At 56.5% G+C, this 17,930-nt stretch carries 14 protein-coding genes and 3 pseudogenes; 8 read left to right on the top strand and 9 right to left on the bottom strand.

Translation table 11 applies throughout. From position 1 onward, the window contains the following. The first annotated feature begins 163 nt into the window (after positions 1-163). Together QE432_RS00290 and QE432_RS00285 are read left to right on the top strand one after the other, a co-directional pair. Positions 164-709: a sigma-70 family RNA polymerase sigma factor gene (locus QE432_RS00290; protein ID WP_025594844.1), complete on the top strand. Its 546-nt coding sequence runs from the start codon at positions 164-166 to the stop codon at positions 707-709. Then, positions 706-1,410 carry an anti-sigma factor gene (locus QE432_RS00285; RefSeq protein WP_025594842.1) on the top strand — a complete coding sequence of 235 codons (705 nt, stop codon included), beginning with the start codon at positions 706-708 and terminating at the stop codon, positions 1,408-1,410. Before QE432_RS00290 ends, QE432_RS00285 begins: the two co-directional genes overlap by 4 nt. A gap of 125 nt (positions 1,411-1,535) precedes the next feature. On the opposite strand, the gene bdcA is transcribed toward QE432_RS00285, so the two are convergent. After that, positions 1,536-2,243, bottom strand: a complete 708-nt coding sequence (gene bdcA, locus QE432_RS00280) for an SDR family oxidoreductase (RefSeq protein WP_306622737.1) — start codon at positions 2,241-2,243, stop codon at positions 1,536-1,538. Positions 2,244-2,324: 81 nt separating this feature from the next. Between bdcA and QE432_RS00275 the strand changes: the two genes are divergently transcribed. After that, a complete protein-coding gene (locus QE432_RS00275) occupies positions 2,325-2,921 on the top strand; it encodes a TetR/AcrR family transcriptional regulator (RefSeq protein WP_306622734.1) in 597 nt (198 codons plus the stop codon). Positions 2,922-2,990: 69 nt separating this feature from the next. On the opposite strand, the gene QE432_RS00270 is transcribed toward QE432_RS00275, so the two are convergent. Then, complete coding sequence (locus tag QE432_RS00270) at positions 2,991-3,476, bottom strand: cupin (protein ID WP_306622731.1); 486 nt, start codon at positions 3,474-3,476, stop codon at positions 2,991-2,993. Positions 3,477-3,819: 343 nt separating this feature from the next. Here QE432_RS00270 and QE432_RS00265 point away from each other — a divergent pair, with 343 nt between their 5' ends. Continuing rightward, on the top strand, positions 3,820-4,125 hold the full coding sequence (locus QE432_RS00265; protein ID WP_162706837.1) for a hypothetical protein: 306 nt from the start codon (positions 3,820-3,822) through the stop codon (positions 4,123-4,125). A 40-nt stretch (positions 4,126-4,165) separates the two neighbouring features. Here QE432_RS00265 and QE432_RS26695 read toward each other — a convergent pair. The 6 genes and pseudogenes from QE432_RS26695 to ehuC form a co-directional block, all read right to left on the bottom strand. Then, positions 4,166-4,447: pseudogene (locus QE432_RS26695) on the bottom strand (flagellin); the annotation flags it as partial. A 1,167-nt stretch (positions 4,448-5,614) separates the two neighbouring features. Beyond that, positions 5,615-6,010 (bottom strand): annotated as a pseudogene (locus tag QE432_RS26690) (flagellin N-terminal helical domain-containing protein); the annotation flags it as partial. 693 nt (positions 6,011-6,703) lie between these two features. Further along, entirely contained in the window at positions 6,704-7,228 is a 525-nt protein-coding gene (locus QE432_RS00250; protein WP_111796496.1) for a GNAT family N-acetyltransferase, read from the bottom strand. Positions 7,229-7,436: 208 nt separating this feature from the next. Beyond that, the gene (gene ehuA / locus QE432_RS00245) at positions 7,437-8,216 is read right to left on the bottom strand and encodes an ectoine/hydroxyectoine ABC transporter ATP-binding protein EhuA (RefSeq protein WP_306622721.1); all 780 of its coding nucleotides are present in this window, start codon (positions 8,214-8,216) and stop codon (positions 7,437-7,439) included. After that, on the bottom strand, positions 8,213-8,905 hold the full coding sequence (gene ehuD, locus QE432_RS00240) for an ectoine/hydroxyectoine ABC transporter permease subunit EhuD (RefSeq protein WP_111800942.1): 693 nt from the start codon (positions 8,903-8,905) through the stop codon (positions 8,213-8,215). Before ehuD ends, ehuA begins: the two co-directional genes overlap by 4 nt. 12 nt (positions 8,906-8,917) lie before the next feature. Then, positions 8,918-9,583 (bottom strand): ectoine/hydroxyectoine ABC transporter permease subunit EhuC, encoded by a 666-nt coding sequence (ehuC, locus tag QE432_RS00235; protein WP_306622712.1) that lies wholly within the window; start codon positions 9,581-9,583, stop codon positions 8,918-8,920. 86 nt (positions 9,584-9,669) lie between these two features. Between ehuC and QE432_RS00230 the strand changes: the two genes are divergently transcribed. Further along, complete coding sequence (locus QE432_RS00230; protein WP_306622709.1) at positions 9,670-10,692, top strand: IS110 family transposase; 1,023 nt, start codon at positions 9,670-9,672, stop codon at positions 10,690-10,692. Positions 10,693-11,119: 427 nt separating this feature from the next. Here QE432_RS00230 and traA read toward each other — a convergent pair whose 3' ends face one another. After that, positions 11,120-14,920, bottom strand: coding sequence for a Ti-type conjugative transfer relaxase TraA (traA, locus tag QE432_RS00225; protein WP_306622706.1), 3,801 nt, complete (start codon positions 14,918-14,920; stop codon positions 11,120-11,122). 714 nt (positions 14,921-15,634) lie between these two features. Between traA and QE432_RS00220 the strand changes: the two genes are divergently transcribed. From QE432_RS00220 to QE432_RS00210, 3 genes and pseudogenes are all read left to right on the top strand, one after another. Continuing rightward, positions 15,635-16,561, top strand: a complete 927-nt coding sequence (locus QE432_RS00220; RefSeq protein ID WP_174026750.1) for a nucleotidyltransferase and HEPN domain-containing protein — start codon at positions 15,635-15,637, stop codon at positions 16,559-16,561. Between the two features lie 183 nt (positions 16,562-16,744). Next, entirely contained in the window at positions 16,745-17,053 is a 309-nt protein-coding gene (locus QE432_RS00215; protein ID WP_174026748.1) for a mobilization protein, read from the top strand. A gap of 54 nt (positions 17,054-17,107) precedes the next feature. Beyond that, positions 17,108-17,236: pseudogene (locus QE432_RS00210) on the top strand (type IV secretory system conjugative DNA transfer family protein); the annotation flags it as partial. Positions 17,237-17,930: the final 694 nt, after the last annotated feature.

The raw sequence follows: 17,930 nt of genomic DNA, 5'->3' as shown, positions 1-17,930 counted from the left end.
CATTTGGTTTTCGACGCTTCCACCATTCAAGACACCGGGCAGGGTGCATTTGGATGCAGGCAGCGAAAAAATATTTGCGAGATGCATCCATATGCTGCCGCGATGGGTATTATGCCCAAGCCGACCATGCTGGCGATCAGACGTTGAAAGGTTTCAAATGCAGATGGGCTCCGTGCCGGACGATCTACACAGGGCGCTCACTGCCTGCGCAAAAGGGGACAAAAACGCATTGCGTGCGATTTTCGATCGCGAGGCAGGCCGGCTGATTGCCGTGGCAGAGCGCATCGTCAAGCGCAGGGAGCTGGCGGAAGAGGTGGTACAGGAGAGCTTCGTGCGCATCTGGACCCATGCGCACCAATACCGCGCAGATCAGGGGTCGGCGCGCGGCTGGATTTACGCGATCGTCAGAAACCGGGCGCTTAATCTTCTGCGCGACAGCAGGCGTGAACTCCCCGTGGAGGATGTTGAAACGCTCCGCGATGGCGCGCAGGCAGATGAAGTAATGGCCGCATGGCAGAAGCTTGATCGGAATTCACGCCTTTATGAATGTCTCGGCGGTCTTGAGGAGACAAAGAGACAGGGCATCCTGATGGCCTACGTGGCCGGATATTCCCACGGCGAAATCGCTGGCCGGTTGCGCATTCCGCTTGGAACGACGAAATCCTGGATCAGGCGCGGCCTTTCGGCGCTTCGGGAGTGCATGGCATGATGATGGAGCGCAAAGATATTCCCGCCATCGCCGATGACTATGTATTGGGCTTGCTGGAGACCTCCGAAGCCAAGGCTGTTGAAGCAGCAATGGAATCAGATGGCGAATTGCGGGCGGCAATCGCGGCCAGCCGTGAGCGTTTTCTGCCGCTCGATACCACCGTTGAGCCGGCAGCCATCAAGGGCGAATTGTGGAGCAACATCGAATCCCGCCTGCCGCTCCAGTCGAAATCCGCATCCCTCAAGCCCACCCACACGGCAAACGACAACAGCACAAACCGCTGGCGCGCCGTTGCCGTGTCCGCCATTGCCGCAACCTTTGTGCTCGCCGCCGGCCTTACGTTTAGCCTGACACGGACAACGGAGCCGCTGGTGATCGCAGTCCTCGTCAACGAGACGGGTGAGGTTCAGGCCGTTGTTGAGGATTTTGGCAACGAAAGAGCAACCGTGCGGATGCTGGCCGATTTTGCAGTGCCTGGAGACAAGACGATCCAGGTATGGACATTGCCGTCCAAGGATGTTGGCCCGGTCTCGCTCGGCCTGATCGATGGCGTTCGTTCAGCGCGTCTCGATGGACCGGCTTTACCGACCCCCAGAAGCGACCAGCTCTACGAGATCACGCTTGAACAGGCAGGCGGATCACCAACAGGAAGGCCAACCGGCCCAATCTTGGCAAAGGGCTTCGCGCGAATGCCGCGATAGATCCGCTAAAGGTCCAACCGATAAGATCGCGGCGAAATTTCCTTCGCCGCATTCTATTCGCCGGTTTCGGGCAACAGCATCGTGATGCCCCGAAACCGGCCGCAAACAATCAGGCAATCTGTTTATCAGGCGCCAAATGCGCCATCGATCGTGTGCATCGCGCCCGTCACAAAACCGGCTTCAGGCCCGGAAAGCCAGGCCACCATGCCGGCCACTTCCTCCGGCCGTCCATGGCGCTTGAGTGCCATGAAGCTGTGCATCAGGTCTTTCATCGGCCCGTTTTCCGGGTTCGCGTCGGTGTCGATCGGGCCGGGCTGCACAACGTTGATGGTGATGCCGCGTGGCCCGAAGTCGCGTGCCAAACCCCGCGCCAGCCCCTGCAAGGCCGATTTGGAAACGGCGTAAGAGGCCATGCCCGGCACCGGCATCCGGTCTGCATTGACCGAGCCGATAACGATAATCCTACCACCGTCAGGCATCTGCCGCGCCGCCTCCACAGAAGCGTGATAGGGCGTCTGGATGTTGATCTGAAACAGACGGTCGATGGCATCAGGGTCCTGCTCGAGAGCATCGCCAAAAATGGCGATCCCGGAGTTCACGATCAATATGTCCAGAGGACCACTGTCACGCACGACGCGGATGACTTCGTCGCGGTTAGCACTGTCCGCCCGTATGGCCGTGCTGCCCGTCGCCTTCGCCAGCTCTTCCGCCGCACCTTGAGATGCACCATAGGTGAACGTTACCTTTGCTCCTTCGTTCGCAAACCGCCGCACGATGGCTGCGCCTATGCCTCGGCTGCCGCCGAGAACCAGAACGGATTTTCCTTGAAACACGAGCACTCTCCATGACCTTGAAAATTAATTTAATGATCGATACATAAATATGGAACGGCTCACTCGTCAAGATATTATGTAATGACTGATACAAAATACATTCGCTCCCGCGGCCGTCCGCGCCGTTTTGATCCTGATCAGGCTGTGGCCACGGCCAAGCAGCTTTTCCACGCGCGTGGCTTTGATGCTGTCGGCGTCGCGGAGATCACCTCGGTGTTAGGCATCAACCCGCCGAGCTTCTATGCCGCCTTCGGTAGCAAGATGGGCCTCTACAAGAGGGTTCTTGATCTCTATGCCGGCACGGAAGCAATTCCTCTTGCCGATATCCTGCGGCCGGATCGTCCGGTTGGCGAGTGCCTTGCCGCGTTGCTGGAAGATGCGGCGAGGCGTTATGCCGCTCATTCCGCAGCCCCTGGCTGCCTCGTTCTGGAAGGTACGCGCTGCGATGATGAAGAGGCGCGTGCCGCAGCCAGCGTTTTTCACACGGCGGCAGAGGGCGTTATCCGCTCCTATATCGCCGCGCGCCATCCGGAAGAGGCTGAGCGTCTGGCGGATTTCGTAAGCTCAACCATGGTTGGTCTCTCCGCAATGGCACGGATTGGCCGCGACGTCGAGCGACTCCTGAGTATTGCGCGCGTTGCGGGGGGAGCGGTGAAGCAGGAGCTTTCCGAGGCTTGAATCTCGGAGCAGTCTCAATACTTCTTACTAGTGAAGGAAGCTGGCAGGTTTCGAAAACCTGGCTCATTCTCACCAGAGATCGATCAGGCCACCTGATGCTCCGTGCACGGGGTCGGTTGTCGGCTTTGGCAAAGACTTTATCTGTGCAAGCATCGCACTGGTTGGTGCAGACGTCTGAATATCGGCCTCCTGGCCGGGTGGATAAGCGCCGACAACCTGAAAATCCGCAGAGGATTTCAGCTTCATGTGGCCCGTACCGGCGGGTAAAACCAGACAGTCACCTTGCGTAACGGAAAAGACTTGCCCGTGCGGCCCTCCAATCTGTAATGTCGTATCACCGCGCTCGACGCCCAGAACCTCGTGCGCGCCGCTGTGGTAATGGTGGTAGTCATACACTCCATTCCGCCATATGCCGCGCCATCCGTTACGTGAAAATAGTGTCTCGAAAGGAGCGGAATCGAATGGCGAGCTGACTTGCCGATAGATGATGACAGGGAAGGTCTGGTTGTTGGGGATCCGACAGCTCGGATCGAAAGTGATTTTTTCAACTTTCATATGAATGTTCCCTGCGTATTTGGTCGGCTTAAGACCCTTTAAGCTAGCTACCACTTATTCCGCCGGCAGAGCGAGATTGGCCAGCCATTCGCGCTACGATTGGATAAACGCGCCGGCGCAGCAGTTCCATCAGTGACTATGATAACCCAAAAGTGGTCGCGGGAGCATATTCGCGGATGATGTTCAAGGTATGGGGCTATGGCGACACCGGTCAGCAATATGCACAGCTTAATATTGTACGAGGTTTTGCCGGCATTGGCTTGAGTTTTGTGGCGAGGGGCCCCTCGATAAATTTCTTATAGATTTCACCTCCTGCAACGATCACAACCGAAAGACGATTTGTATGGTGATCGCAGCTCGAAATACTGAGCTACAAACAAGCTGCGGTCTAGGGAAGAATCGTGTCCAAGGCAGCGGACGCTGCAAGAATGAACAATACAATCCGCTCACTACTGCGGCATTTTTGTGCGTGCGTCGTATTCAAAAAGAGGCCTGTCGCTCGCAATACAGCGACGAGGCCTCATGCCGCGGCCTGTTTCAGGGGACGCGCGGCGGCATTTTTTATCGCTTGCGACTGATATTTGCAATCTATCTAAAGTATCAATCAGGAGAACACCTTGCGACTGTTTGGGAGGGGCGGGCCAATTGAACCACAGCGGCGCGGCGACTTTCAATCGATCGACCCGGAACTAGCGAAATAGATCGAGGATGGTCTCCGAGCGGCTGTTTGCGATTTGTAGCGATTGAACACCGAGCTGCTGCTGGGTTTGAAGGGCCTTCAGCCTGATCGATTCCTCATTCATATCCGCATCCACCAGGCGGCCAATTCCCCTGCTAATCGAATCTGAGAGGCTTGCGGCGAAACCCGCTTGCAAATCAATGCGGGTTTGAATTGCTCCGAGCATAGCTGCCCCGTCAATCGAATTGGCTGTCACATTTTCAATATACGTTATGTAGGTATCGATCAGATCGTGGTTCTTTACGATGTCAAGGTCGAGTAAATTTAGGGTGGAGCGTGGTTCGTTGCTAACCCGGATATTATCGAAATTGATTCGTGTTCCAGCACCCCATTGTCTATCCACATCTGGATTTGACTTGATGACAACCGACCCTGCGTCAGCTTGAATAATGAGATCTGGCCAGTCTGTGCCAAGTAAGGCTTGCATTAGAGTAGCCATGTCCTCTGGCGACGAGACCTTGCCGTCGTCGCGGTTCAGCACTTCATTCACGTAGTGCCGGTTAAACGAATAGGAAACAGGTGAAGAACCGTTCACTGAAAATGTGAAACTAACATCGATGCCGGCTTCGTCCTTTCCATCCCTATGAACGATAAATGGCTCGAAGTTCAGCGCGACGCCTGAGCCACGAAATCCGAAATCGAGGTCTGGCTGAAGGCCGCCTGTACTGACGCCAACGCTGTTGACGGCGGAGATCTCGACATAGGAGCCGTATCCGTGCTGCTGAAGCGTCGTGATTGCTATCGCTTCTGGATCGTGGATCGGAGGGGAGCCTGTCAATCGGTTAGCCGATGCTGACGCACCAAGTGACACGAGCTTTGCGTTGAGCACCCCGGCAAACTGGGTATTCGTAGAGACGATCCCGCCTAGCCCGACATTGTAGGCATCGACATCTGCTTTGGTAATGGTGACGGTTGCGGGGTAACCACCATAATAGGGTCCGGGAAGTTCCTGGATGTTGCCAGTAGCCCCGGCATGACCATCTGGATTGGAAGCCTCCTTGTCCAGGATGATTGTAAAGCTGATCTCAGCTCCTGGCTGATTGAAGTCCAAAGGTGTTGCAGCCGGGAACTTCAGAAAAACAGTGCCTGCGCTTCCCAATTCATATCGGGGAACCATATATCCCGAAGATCCATCAACGCCGTCGTACGCTGTATAGTCGCTCACGATAGCCTCAGGATTCGACGTGGATATCAAGGATCGAAGTCCGCCGATTGTTTTTATGTCCCGCGCGTCTGCCTGAAGCAGCCCGCCGCCCGTGCTGTTAAAGAGCGATATCTTCGAAAGATCGATACCTATCGTTTTGACGGAGACGTCGGACGCCGAGCGCACGAACGAAGAAGCGACCGACGATCTATTCAACGCGCTGTCATATATGTCGATAATGTTGGTATTCAGCCAATTTTGACCGCTGAAACTCGCGGATTCTGCGGTGCTGACAATCTGCTTTTTTAGTTGATCCAACTCCGTCTGGATTTTCGTCTTATCCACACCTTCGTCGGTTGCAGCGACAAGCTTTGATTTGAACTTGTCCAGCACGGCGATAACTGAATCGATACCCGCGTAAGCAACATCAACCTTTGCCGCGCCAAGACCAAGTGTGTCTTGAACCGCAGAGAGTGCACCATTGTCGGAGCGCATGGTTGTTGAAATTGACCAATATGCCGCGTTGTCGGAAGCCGTTACCACCCGTAGCCCAGATGACACAGCTTTTTGGGAACTCTCCAAGCTGGAAGATATTGAGCGAAGGGTTTGCAGCGCAGAGATGGCTGCACTGTTGGTCAGGATTGATGCCATGTACAAGCTCAGAATTTGCTAGAATCGGGCTCTTCATGAGCAATTTTTAATGTACTAATACAAGCATTTGGATGGTTAACGAAACGTTGTCAGTGTGTTATCAGGACTAGCAGCCTCCTCCCGTTTTCGCTCTCAGGATGTATGCTGCCGCCATCATTGCTGTCATCGCGCGTTGGAGTAAGCCTGATCCTGCCGTTTTCCTGGAAGTGATAGATGTGGGCTTAGGGTTTGTCAAAAGTCAGCGATCGACCGATAAAAACGCGGACATCAAACCAGGTTTTGTAGGCGTGGAGGTACACCTTATCGTATCTGATCGGCCGCCAGAGGCGCTCGACGAAGACGTTGCCGCGCCACTCTCCCTCGGCGTCTAGTGAGGTAGCGCTCTCAGCATTCCTTTATTCAAAATTTAAATCGAATTCCATCGGAACGTCTTCAGACGCCAAGAAGGCCGGCTAGGTCTACGGCACCGCTGTGGTTGCCGAGGAGGACTTCGCGCGTCGGTAGGGCGTCGCAGGATGTTTCCTTCTGTGGCTGAAACCTAATTACCTCCATGAGATCGCGGCGATGTCCGACCCGGAATTCAAGCGCGAGGATGACCGCTGGTCGTATTCCTGCGCCATGCTGAGGGAGCTGATTTACCGCGCGGGCAGATCATAGAGCCTGAGTGACGTCCGCGATGGATAACGCCGGTTGTTAGGGATAGCATTTTTCGCTGATATAGAGATAGCGATCCACGAGCGTACCGCGGAGCCGTTTCTGATAGATTTCTTTCCTGTCGTGCACGCGTTGCGCAACCTTTTGCGAGGGTATGTTGTCCGAGCTGGTGATACTGACCACTCTGCGCAGACCAAGATTTTGAAAAGCATAGTCGCGGCAGGCGATCGCCGCCTCGGTTGCAAAACCCTGTCCCCAGAATTCGCGCCATAAATGATACCCGATTTCAGGCTCGAACCCCGCAGGGGTTTGCTGTAGCGTAATCCCGCAATCACCGATGACCTCGTTCGATGTTGCATCGACAACGGCCCATAGACCGAAGCCATGGCGATTGTAGCTGTCGAACGCGAGTTGCTCAAACCATGCGCGCGTCTCTAAATGCGACTTGATGCCAGCATAATATTGCATACAGACGGCGTCGCTATAAATCCTGGCGAGAAAAGCGAGATCGGCCTCCACGATTTCGCGTATGTGCAGCCGTTCGGTCGTTGTAATGAGGGGCACGTGACACTCCAGTGTGTTCAGGAATTTTTGCGATCGGGTATCAGGCCGTAACCAAAAATCAGGAGGTGACATGATGTCAATTAACCCGGGTCATGCACGATATCTTGGAGGCCCCACACCGTTTGTAACTGACCCACTTGAACAAGGAAAACGACGCGTCGTAATGCTGCCTCATGGTTGGCTGTTTCTCGCGCCTGTGAGAATGCTGTTACCTGAGAACTGATGACAGGAACTCGCGGGTCCTTTCTTCCTTTGGTGCGCCGAAGATTTCTTCTGGCGTTCCTTGCTCACAAATACGCCCTTCGTCGAAGAAGCAGACCCGGTCCGACACTTCCCGAGCGAAACGCATCTCGTGGGTAACAAGTAACATGGTCAAATCGTGCTCGTGGGCCAGGCCACGGATGACGGAAAGCACTTCGCCGACCAGCTGGGGGTCTAGGGCGGAGGTTGGTTCGTCAAAAAGCAGGACACGCGGGCGCATGGCAAGAGAGCGGGCAATCGCGACACGCTGCTGCTGGCCGCCGGAAAGCTGCACTGGATAGTGATCCTTCTTGTCGGCCAGGCCAACCATCTTCAGGAGTTCGATCGCCCGTGCTTCTGCCTCCGGACGGGCAATGCCCAGTACACGCACCGGCGCCTCCACGATGTTGCGCAGCACCGTCATATGAGGGAAGAGGTTGAAGCTCTGAAAAACCATGCCGACGTGGTTACGGATCTGGCGCAGGTGTTTTTCCGAGGCTTGGAAGGGGCCTTTGCCGCCGGCCTGATGGTAGGAAATGTCCGCCAGCGTCAGCTTTCCCTCCTGGAACGGTTCCAGCGTCATGAGAATGCGCAGAACCGTCGACTTACCGGAGCCGGAAGGACCGATGAGAGTGACTTTTTCGCCTTTTGCCACGGCGAAATTGAACTGGTCGAGGACCGTCAAAATGCCGAACCGCTTTGTGACATCGGAAAATTCGATCAGCGGCTGATTGGTGTTGTTTGTCATCGCAAGGGTATTCCTGCTTTTGGAAGCGCCCTTTGCAGGCGGCTGAGGCCTGCTGAGCAGATTATGGTCAGAAGAAGGAAGATCAGGCCGACAAGCGTCAGCGGCACCAGATATTCGAAGGTGCGCTCGCCGATCATGTTTGCCAGCCCCATCATCTCTAGAACCGTGACGACGGAAAGCACCGGCGTTTCCTTGATCATGGCGACAAGATAGTTGCCCATGGCCGGAACTATGCGCGGGATGGCCTGCGGGATGATGATATCCCGATACGTCTGCATGCGCGTCAGATTAAGCGCAGTCGCGGCTTCCCACTGGCCATGATGCACAGCCTCCATGCCGCCGCGATAGACCTCAGACGTATAGGCGGCATATTGAAGGCCGAGCGCCAGTGCACCGGTGAGAAACGCCGGCAGAACGATGCCGAATTCCGGAAGAACGTAATAGAGGAAGAAAAGCTGCACCAGAAGCGGAGTGTCGCGAAGGAATTCGACAACAACTGCGGTCGGCCAGGAAATCAATTTCGCCCGACTGCGGCGCAGCAGCGCAAAAACCAGCCCCAGAATAAGCGCGATGGCAAAGCCGGCGGCGGCTGCTTTCAGCGTTACCGTCAGGCCGATCAAAATGATGGGCAGGATCGAGGTCGTGTAGGTGATCCAGGTGGTCGTGTCCCATTCGTAACCATACATCATGACTGAATATCCTTACGAATGGCGAGTGCGCGGAAACACATTGCCGCGCCGCACGACATGTTCGATCACCCGGATGATGGCCATCAGGATCAGCGACATCGCGAAATAACAGAGGAGTGTGATCGAATAGATGCTGGTGCTATCCAGCGTCAGGTTGCGGATCGACTGTGCCGCGAAGGTGAGGTCGGCAATCGAGATCAGCGATACGAGTGAGGAAAGCTTCAGCGTTTCGATGGCCAGATTGCCGAAGGACGGCATCATCTCGACGATCGCCTGCGGCAAGGAAATGCGAAACAGCGTCTGCATCCGCGTGAAGTTCAGCGCTTGTGCGGCTTCCAGCTGCTGCGCCGAAACGGAAGATAACGCGCCGCGAACGATCTCGGCGCCATACCCACCCGCATGGGCGGCGAGCACCATGACGCCGGTGGTGACGGGATCGAAACTCAGACCGACGAGCGGCAGCGCGTAATAGAACCAGAAAAGCTGGACCAGCAGCGAGGTGCCGCGAAACACCTCCGTGTAGCACAATGCGACAGTCGAGAGGATTGGTCCACCCTCGACGCGAAGAATGCCGAAGAAAAAGGCGAGTACCGTGCCAACAACAAGGGCTGCGAGCGTAATCGTCATGGTGACGACGGCGCCTTGCCACAACATCGGCAGGTAGGCGGTCATGTCCATCTGGAGTGATGAGGTGGACGGCCTCCGCACCCAACACTGTTGTGGCATACTGTGGCTGTCAAAGGTCACAATCGGGAGAACCGTCCATGAAGGAAGTTATCACAGTCGGCCTGGATATCGCCAAGCACGTTTTTCAGGTCCACGGCGTCGATCAAAAGGGCGATACTGTTCTGCGGAGGAAGCTCCGGCGATCGGAGATCATCAGCTTTTTCGATCACCTGCCACCCTGTTTGATTGGGGTTGAGGCGTGCGCCACGGCTCATCACTGGGCTCGGGTTCTGATTAATCTCGGGCATGAGGTTCGGCTGATGCCCGCCTCGTACGTCAAGCCGTATGTGAAGCGGCAGAAGAACGATGCGTCTGATGCGGAGGCAATTTGTGAGGCGGTCACGCGACCGACGATGCGTTTCGTTCCCGTAAAGAGCGAAGAGCAACAAAGCGTATTGATGTTACATCGCGCACGAGAGCTGCTCGTGCGCCAGCGCACAATGTTGATCAACGCTCTGCGGGCACATTTAGCGGAGCTCGGAATCGTCATGCGCCAAGGTCCAACGGGCGTCAGCACACTCATTGGTCTGATCGAGGATGATGAGCACGATCTCATTCCTGCATTCACGCGACGGGCATTAACCCCACTCGTGGAACAGCTAAGGGATTTATACCGTCGAATTGCAGAACTGGACCATGAGATTATCCAGTGGCACCGAACGAGCGAATTGAGCCGCCGTTTAGAGACGATTCCGGGTGTCGGTCCGGTCACCGCGAGCGCGCTCTCTGCGACGATCGCTGATGCGTCACTCTTTAGATCCGGACGGCAAATGGCGGCCTGGCTTGGGCTTGTGCCACGACAGAATTCGAGTGGCGGCAAGGAGAGGTTGGGACGGATCAGCAAACAAGGCGATCCCTATGTGCGCAAGCTTCTTGTCATAGGCGCTCATGCCGTGTTGCGCTTCAGTCGCAAAGAAGGAACGGGCCCGAAGAAGTGGGCGGCCGATTTGCTGGTCCGTAAGCCGTACAATGTCGTCGCTGTGGCGTTAGCCAATAAGATGGCAAGGATCGCCTGGGCAATCATGGTTTCGGGAGAGCGGTTTCGATCAATCCCGGCCTGATACAGGGAGCTTGAGCTTTTAAAGATTGGTGAGGTGCAAATGGTGTGATGCGAACGGTCGAACCGGGGTCTGTAAGCCCGACATTGGGGTGATGTGCTCACCAGCTCGTTGGAGTGTATGGGAACAGACTTGCGGAATTCATCAGGGCCAGCGGCATCGAAGGCCGCATTCAAAGGCCGTATACATGCCTGCACCCGACCAAGTTGCTACCACACCAAAAGCTCTTGCCAAGCGGAGGCCGTCCATACATGTACCCCGTTTCGCCGGACAGCTCGGCTTGTTTGATTCAGTCCTGATGAACTGCTGAGGGAAGCCGTCTCGAGCGCTTAACGGGGATAGGTGCATCGGGACGCCTAGGAAATTTGGAAGGGCGGCTCACTTTTAGGGGTGACCGATTAAAAGACGCCAATGTTGTCGTCGGCGCATACTATCGGCTCAATCCAAGCCCCTGCGACCGGTTAAGCTGCCGTCCGAGTGCGTGGTCATGGCTAAGCTCGGCCATGCGCGTTCGGTTCACGATACGGGCGGTCATCTGAATGTGCTCGGCCTGCTTTGCGAGTACCGGGCGTGCCGCTAGCTCTTCGGCGAACCTGCGAGGATCAGAACTACCAAACCGCCGCGTGAGCGCTTCGGCCACCAGCCTGGCCTCATCAAGCGCGGCTTGCCCCTCAGCTGACGATCGCAGCTTTGCGATAAACTGGCTCCGCTTCTCGACCGGCATCTTCTCCACCTCGGCAATGATTTCGGCGCTGCGCGGCGTGAGGGCAGGGACCTCGATGACATCACGCTGTTCGCGCTGCCATTGTTCGCTCGCGCGTTCTTCGCCAAGCCGCCGCTCCCATGCCTGGGAGACGTAGCCAATATGGGCAGACAGAGACCTGGCATATTGCAGCGCCTCCTTCCGCTCGCTGTTGTTTCCGAACAGACCCGACTTGCCGCGCAGGTCCCCGAACCGCTCTGGTTGCTCGGCCATGGCCTTTGCCATGATTTTTCCATTGCCTTCCTTCTCGGTCATCGCGGTGCGCAGTCTTGCCGCGACTTCGACCGGATCACGGAACACGTGCCGCGCGAGAGATTCCACCGTGTCGAATCTCTGGTCGATGACAGACATCGCTTTTTCCCGGGCCACCTCTTCGATGCTGCGGTCGTGACGCGTGATCGCTGGCACCAGCGGAGCGAGCTTACCTGGTTCCAGCGGCGAGAACTGGCTAACATCTTCTGTGGGGGCAGGGACGGTGCCGTCTTGCGACATGACCTCGGACCACCGAATGCGGCGATATCCTTTGGTGTCCTCTATCCGGTCGTTGCGCCGACCGTCATCGATTGTTCGGGCGAACTGATTGCGAGGATCTTCGCGGTAAACAGGACCGGCCAGATCGCCGGCACGTTCCTCGTAAACCTGCTGACGCTCCGATGGCCGGTCCTGCTGCTCCCGTTGCAGATGGGCCGCACGGGACAAGACCTCTTGACCCTCATCTTTGGCGGAAGCAAGTTCAATCTCGCTTCTGACACCAAACTCTTGCCCAATCCGTTGGTCGCTTAAGATCCATGGGTCGCTTGCGATCCCGCGCCGCTCGGCAAAGTCGCTGATGTAATCCAGCGTGGTTTCCTTCGCGCCGGAACGCGACAGACGGCTTGTCAGGTGCTGGTACGCCAAAACGTCACCCTTGACGATACGCCACGCATTGCGCTCGGCCTGCGTGCCATCCGGAAGCGTGACAGGCGTGGCGCCTTCATTCTGCAGGGAAATCCTGTCCCCGATCTTTGGCGATGCATCTCGCATGGCCCGCTTGAGATCGACGCCCCACACTGTGCGCCGCTCGCCCTTGTCATTCTCCAGCGTCACAAAGTAGTTTTCTCGCGCCTCGCGGTTATGCCCGTAGGGCGCAATACCGTGATCAACCAGCCGGCCCGCACTGGCGAACTCCTGGATGTCGGCATAGAGCTGCACGCTGTCGCGGTGCCTTGTCATGGCAACATAGGTCAGATGCCGGTCCATGGTGCCGGACGCCAGCACAAAGGCGCGATCGACCGTCGCCCCCTGGTTTTTATGGATCGTCGTCGCATAGCCGTGGTCGATCGCCTGATAGCTGTCCGTGGGAACGCTGACACTGTCGCCACCTCGACCATCGAGCCGGGCGATGATCTTGTTCGGCTCCACATGCTCGACCGTGCCAAGCATGCCGTTTTTCACGCGGAGGTCGCGGTTGTTTTCGAGGAAGATGATCCGGTCACCGGCGGCGAAGGCGCGTTTGCCGTTATTGGTCTGGAACACGCGTTCTCCAACATCCTCACCACCTACTCCGTCCTCACCATTCCCACGGTCTCCACGGTCCGCACCGTCGCTCAGCCTGTGTCTGGCCTCCGGCCTTTGTCTGTTTTGAAGTTCAGAGCGGATGGCGGCATTGAGGGCTCGCACATCGGCGCGGCGATGCGCCATGGCAACCCGGGTGCCGTGCGGATGCTCTTCGCTATCGGCAAGATAATCACGCACGATCTGCGCCATTGCAGCGTCGCGGCTTTCCGCAAAGTGGATGTCGCCGTGATCGCGGTAGGCGGCCAGCCCCTCGGCCGTCTTGTGGGTCGCAAAGGCAACCGACGCCTGTCTCTGCCAATCATGGCGCTGGCGGCGAATATTTGAAAGTTCGACATGGCCGATCTGCTCGGCAATCGCCCTGAAGGGTGCACCGGCCCCGATTGCCTGTAGCTGCTCATGGTCCCCGACAAGAACGATCTTTGCGCCGCGCTCTTCCGCTTCTCCGATGAACCGGGCAAGCTGCCGGCTCCCGACCATGCCGGCCTCGTCAATGACAAACACGTCACTGCGACCGATCAGATCCCGACCATGGTCCCAACTGTAAGACCATGACGCCAGGGTGCGGCTCGGGATGCCAGAACTTTCCTCAAGACCCTCGGCTGCCTTTCCGGACAGTGCCGCACCATGGACCTGATAGCCTTGAGCCTCCCACGCCTCGCGAGCGGCTGCCAGCATGGTGGACTTTCCAGCGCCGGCAAACCCGACCACAGCGGCGATGCGTTCTGGACCTGTAATGTGCGCAATCGCATGACGCTGTTCGCCCGACAATCCCGCTGACGGATCGCTCGCAGCCGACGGTCCGCTGGAGCTTTTGCGAATGGCGTTATCCTGCCTCTCCATGGCTCGATCGACATGGTGAGGATCGACGCCATGGGACTGCGCCTGATGCAACCGGTTCGCCGATCGCGCCATGCCAAGTTCCAGGTCGATCATGTCCTGCGTCGAATAGCGCGCATTGGACACTTCGCCTGTCTCGGCATCGATGCGCTCAGGCTGAAGTTCCACGAGCGCTGGTGATGCCATGACAGATGCAAAGGCGTTCTGGAATGTTTGGGCGTCATCGTTGATGTAGCGATGCAAGGTTTTGGCAATGTCGTGTCGATCGAACACGCTCTTCTCATGGCTGATCAGCGACAAAACCTGTTCGGGCTTTTGGCGGATCAGCTCGGCATTTTGCCGTGCTGCCTCGTCATCCAGTCGCCCGCGCTCGACTGCCATTCCTTGCTGGCGCATCTGCGACGCATGCACGCCCATATGTTCGGTCGGCGACAACTCAAGACCGCGCTCAATATGCGAGCGATGATCGATGCGAACATCCAGGCCTTCGCGTTGAAGCTGACGGTTGGCGATGCCTTCCCATGACTGCCGGATATCGCGAAGCTGCATGTCGGTCGTCGCCATGCCATTTGCCAACAGCCGTGCGTTGTTGTGCTCAAGAACAGTCTTCTCGCCAAGGCCGGCTTTGCCAACCTGTCGCGTCGTCATCAGCACATGCGCATGGTAGTTCCTGATATCACCATGCTCGCTTGGCGAATGGATTGCAAAATCCACGGCCGCGCCATAGCGGTTTGCCAGATCCTGAGCAAAGGCGCGTGCAGCCTTCAGTCGTCCCTCTGTCGAAAGCTCATGCGGAAGCGCGATTTCGAATTCGCGGGCGACGCGGGCGTCCTTTCGCTTTTCTGCAAACTCGGCAGCATTCCACAATTTCGAGCGATCCAAAGCCCAGTCGGCAGACACGCCTTGCGGTAGCACGATCTCACTATGCGCCACACCCTCTTTGCGGGTGAAGTCATGCACAAGGCCATCGCGATGATTGACGAGAAGAACCGCGCAACGGTAGGCGGCGGATGCGACAGCACTTCGGCCAGATGAGCGCGAGACAGGTTTGGTGCTGAGATGATAAATCGCCAAATGAAATCTCCGATACGCAAACGGGGAGACCAAACGCTCAAACGCGCCGCAAGTCGTAAGTGCGCCCTTGTCTGTTTACCGGTGGCGAGGCTAGCAACATCGAACGGGCATTTCGACTACTAAAAGTAGTAGTCGCCAAGTGGCAATTGCTCGTGTTTGAATAGGCATGCAAACGCATCATTCCGGGGAGGGCGATAGGCGCAGGTCGATCGCACGACTGATCGGGGAGAAGGGAGGAGTGGAGGAAGACATTGCAGGCGCGGCTCGATAAACAGGAGCGGGCGCAGTCAACGCGTGGCAAGATGTTGCTCGAATGGTTTGTGCTGGAGCAGCTGGAGCGAAACGGGCAATGCGGTCATCGTGAGGGACTGCGGCAGTGAGCCGACGTGAGGGCAGGGCTGGCGCGACTCTTGCTGCAGTGCGGTCCTTCAGAACCTCAACACTGCGCTCATTCGGCCACGGTATGGCACCCGGAGTACCTGCGATTGGAAAAAACCGGAAATAGAGATACAACCTGAGATAAAGTACCATTGAATGTTCGCTATTGAGGAGCGTCGGCATTCCAATACCATTTGCACAAATCAGAGCCGGTTGCCGCAAGATCGAATGTGCATCGTCCGAGAAGACAGACATTCGCCTGGTGGCTACCAAAATCGGAGTTTCAAAGGCCTCTGGAATGGCCCATACAGGACACCGTCGATAAGCGGAGCAGACATGAAGACCAGCCTTGAACATTTGCCAGAACGTAAGCAACGCGAGCTCGCGCGTGTCGTCGGAATTATTCAGGAAGAGTTTGCTGATCTGGTGGAGCGCTCGAAGTCTGACGCCAAGAAAGACGGGCGGATTTTCAAAATCATTCTGTTCGGTTCTTACGCGCGTGGCACCTGGGTGGATGAACCGCATACGTCGAAAGGCTATCGCTCGGATTTCGATATTCTTGTCATCGTCAGCAACAAGGAACTTGCCGAGCCCAAATACTGGGACAAGACAACAGACCGGCTGATGTGGGACAAGGAAATTGAGACACCTATCGGTCTCATCGTGCATGGCGCTCGCGAGATCAGCAATTTTCTAAATGACGGCCAGTACTTCTTCGTCGACCTCGCCCGCGAAGGTGTTGTTCTTTACGAATTCGACGATCGGCCGCTGGCTGAAGCGAAACCGCTCAGCCCTGCCGATGCACTCAGGGTGGCAGAAGATCATTTTCTGCGGCACTTCCCGGATGCGCGAGATTTCGCTGATGTAGCAAAATATCTCGTTGGGAAAGGTAACCTACACCTATCCGCCTTCAATCTCCATCAGGCAGTGGAGAGCGCCTACAACTGCTACCTTCTGACACTGACAAACTATTCCCCAGCGTCGCACAATCTCAAATTCCTACGTGGACTTTCCGAAGGTCGTGATCACCGTTTGATCGACATCTGGCCACGCGATCGTCAGCGATTTACCACGTGGTACAACATCCTGAATGAGGCCTACGTCAAGGCACGCTATTCGAAGCGTTTCGAGGTTTCCGAAGAGGCGATCACCTGGCTTCAGGAGCGCACCGCGGAACTTCATAAGCTGGTCGAGACTCTCTGCCGCGAGCACATCGAAAAGCTCAAACAGGCCGCGGGACAAGCCGCAAAATCCAGCGACTGAGCTTCACCGGTGACACAACAATCCTGAGCTCAGGTAGCAGCCACCGCAGCGTCATGAACCACAGGGTCCAACCTACACTTCAATCGCTAGTCGATCTCCTCATAGAAACTGGTCTGTCTTCCAGGAACGAAGCCGTGGTCAACAGCGGCAGTTCCGGTGCGACCGCAATCGAAAGGAATAATCATGGCAAGGAAAACCATCGAACAGCGCCTGGCTGAACTGGATGCGCAACGTTCGGCCCTCAAGGCCCGTCTCTCGAAAACCGAGCGCAACAACGATATGCGCCGCAAGGTCCTGATCGGGTCGCTCGTTCTACATCACCTGGAAACTTCGGATGATCAGGAGTTCAACAAACAACTCGGTGACTGGCTGCGCCGCGAACTACCGGGCTTTCTGACACGCGACAGTGACAAGGCGCTGTTTGCCGATCTGATCGGACAAGGACTGACGGGCACAGCAGAGAATGGCGACAGCGGGCAGGGCGCTCCATGAACCGGTTGCGACTTTCTCGGGACGCATTCAAGAACATGATGCGAGCCGCCGCGCCCTGATGAGGTGCGCAATCTGCCGGCGCACGGACAATTGCTGTTCCTGGCCGGGCAACGACCAATTTTCGCTGAAAAGCTTGCCTACTTTGCCGATCCGGAATTCAGGGAGATGTTCGATCCAGTCTGACGGGAAGCGTGTCCAGAAGGCGGTTGGGCAACCCGTCACACCATTGTACGCGCGGCCCTCGTGCTATCTTGACCGTAGTGGGAAGTGGATATGGCTCGGCAAGCCCCGAGAACGGGCGTCCACTGCAACGCAATATGGTACGCGGTGATCCAGCCTGTCCTGACGGGAACGCGCTCCTCATAGTGCCGAAGTGAGCGGCAGGACGGGCGTGCGTCTTGCTGTGAAGGAATAAAAGTGGAGGCGTGCTGCGTGTTTTCAACGACAACGACCATGAATGCGTCCGCTGAATCGTTGGCGCGGCCCGGATCGGGATGGGCGAAACAGGCCGGAGCTATTCCGGACTGCTCTATTCACGGTTCTGTCGTTCTAGGCGAGACAGCCGATAGTTTTAGGATCGCATATGATCCATAATCAATTAGTTCAAATTTAAAGAATTACTTATGATATCTTAAATCCGGAATAACGCGACTTTGGAACCGGAGCGGTGTGTTACGACATAGCGGGTTCTGGATCGATTGCGTATCTCATTTACTATGCCGTAAGCTCCCACATGAGCTGTGGGCCTCCTGGCGCTTGTGACACCCCGGGCATGACACTTTTTGGGCTGATAATCTATCTGGGTATACCTGCAAACAGGTGTTTTGACGCTTAAAATCTGGATCGACCTCCGCTCTACGAGGCGATAGCGACCTGG

Origin of the sequence: Agrobacterium sp. SORGH_AS_0745, assembly GCF_030818995.1 — a bacterium.
Lineage (GTDB): Bacteria > Pseudomonadota > Alphaproteobacteria > Rhizobiales > Rhizobiaceae > Agrobacterium > Agrobacterium tumefaciens.
Note: the sequence above shows the minus strand (reverse complement) of the source record. Positions and strands in the feature narration are given on the sequence as shown.

Bases quoted from the DNA above. Each gene is read 5' to 3' on its own strand.
- QE432_RS00290 (WP_025594844.1), top strand. From the start codon at position 164: ATGGGCTCCGTGCCGGACGATCTACACAGGGCGCTCACTGCCTGCGCA.
- QE432_RS00285 (WP_025594842.1), top strand. From the start codon at position 706: ATGATGATGGAGCGCAAAGATATTCCCGCCATCGCCGATGACTATGTA.
- QE432_RS00275 (WP_306622734.1), top strand. From the start codon at position 2,325: ATGACTGATACAAAATACATTCGCTCCCGCGGCCGTCCGCGCCGTTTT.
- QE432_RS00270 (WP_306622731.1), bottom strand. From the start codon at position 3,476: ATGAAAGTTGAAAAAATCACTTTCGATCCGAGCTGTCGGATCCCCAAC.
- QE432_RS00265 (WP_162706837.1), top strand. From the start codon at position 3,820: ATGGTGATCGCAGCTCGAAATACTGAGCTACAAACAAGCTGCGGTCTA.
- ehuA (WP_306622721.1), bottom strand. From the start codon at position 8,216: ATGACAAACAACACCAATCAGCCGCTGATCGAATTTTCCGATGTCACA.
- ehuD (WP_111800942.1), bottom strand. From the start codon at position 8,905: ATGATGTATGGTTACGAATGGGACACGACCACCTGGATCACCTACACG.
- ehuC (WP_306622712.1), bottom strand. From the start codon at position 9,583: ATGGACATGACCGCCTACCTGCCGATGTTGTGGCAAGGCGCCGTCGTC.
- QE432_RS00230 (WP_306622709.1), top strand. From the start codon at position 9,670: ATGAAGGAAGTTATCACAGTCGGCCTGGATATCGCCAAGCACGTTTTT.
- QE432_RS00220 (WP_174026750.1), top strand. From the start codon at position 15,635: ATGAAGACCAGCCTTGAACATTTGCCAGAACGTAAGCAACGCGAGCTC.
- QE432_RS00215 (WP_174026748.1), top strand. From the start codon at position 16,745: ATGGCAAGGAAAACCATCGAACAGCGCCTGGCTGAACTGGATGCGCAA.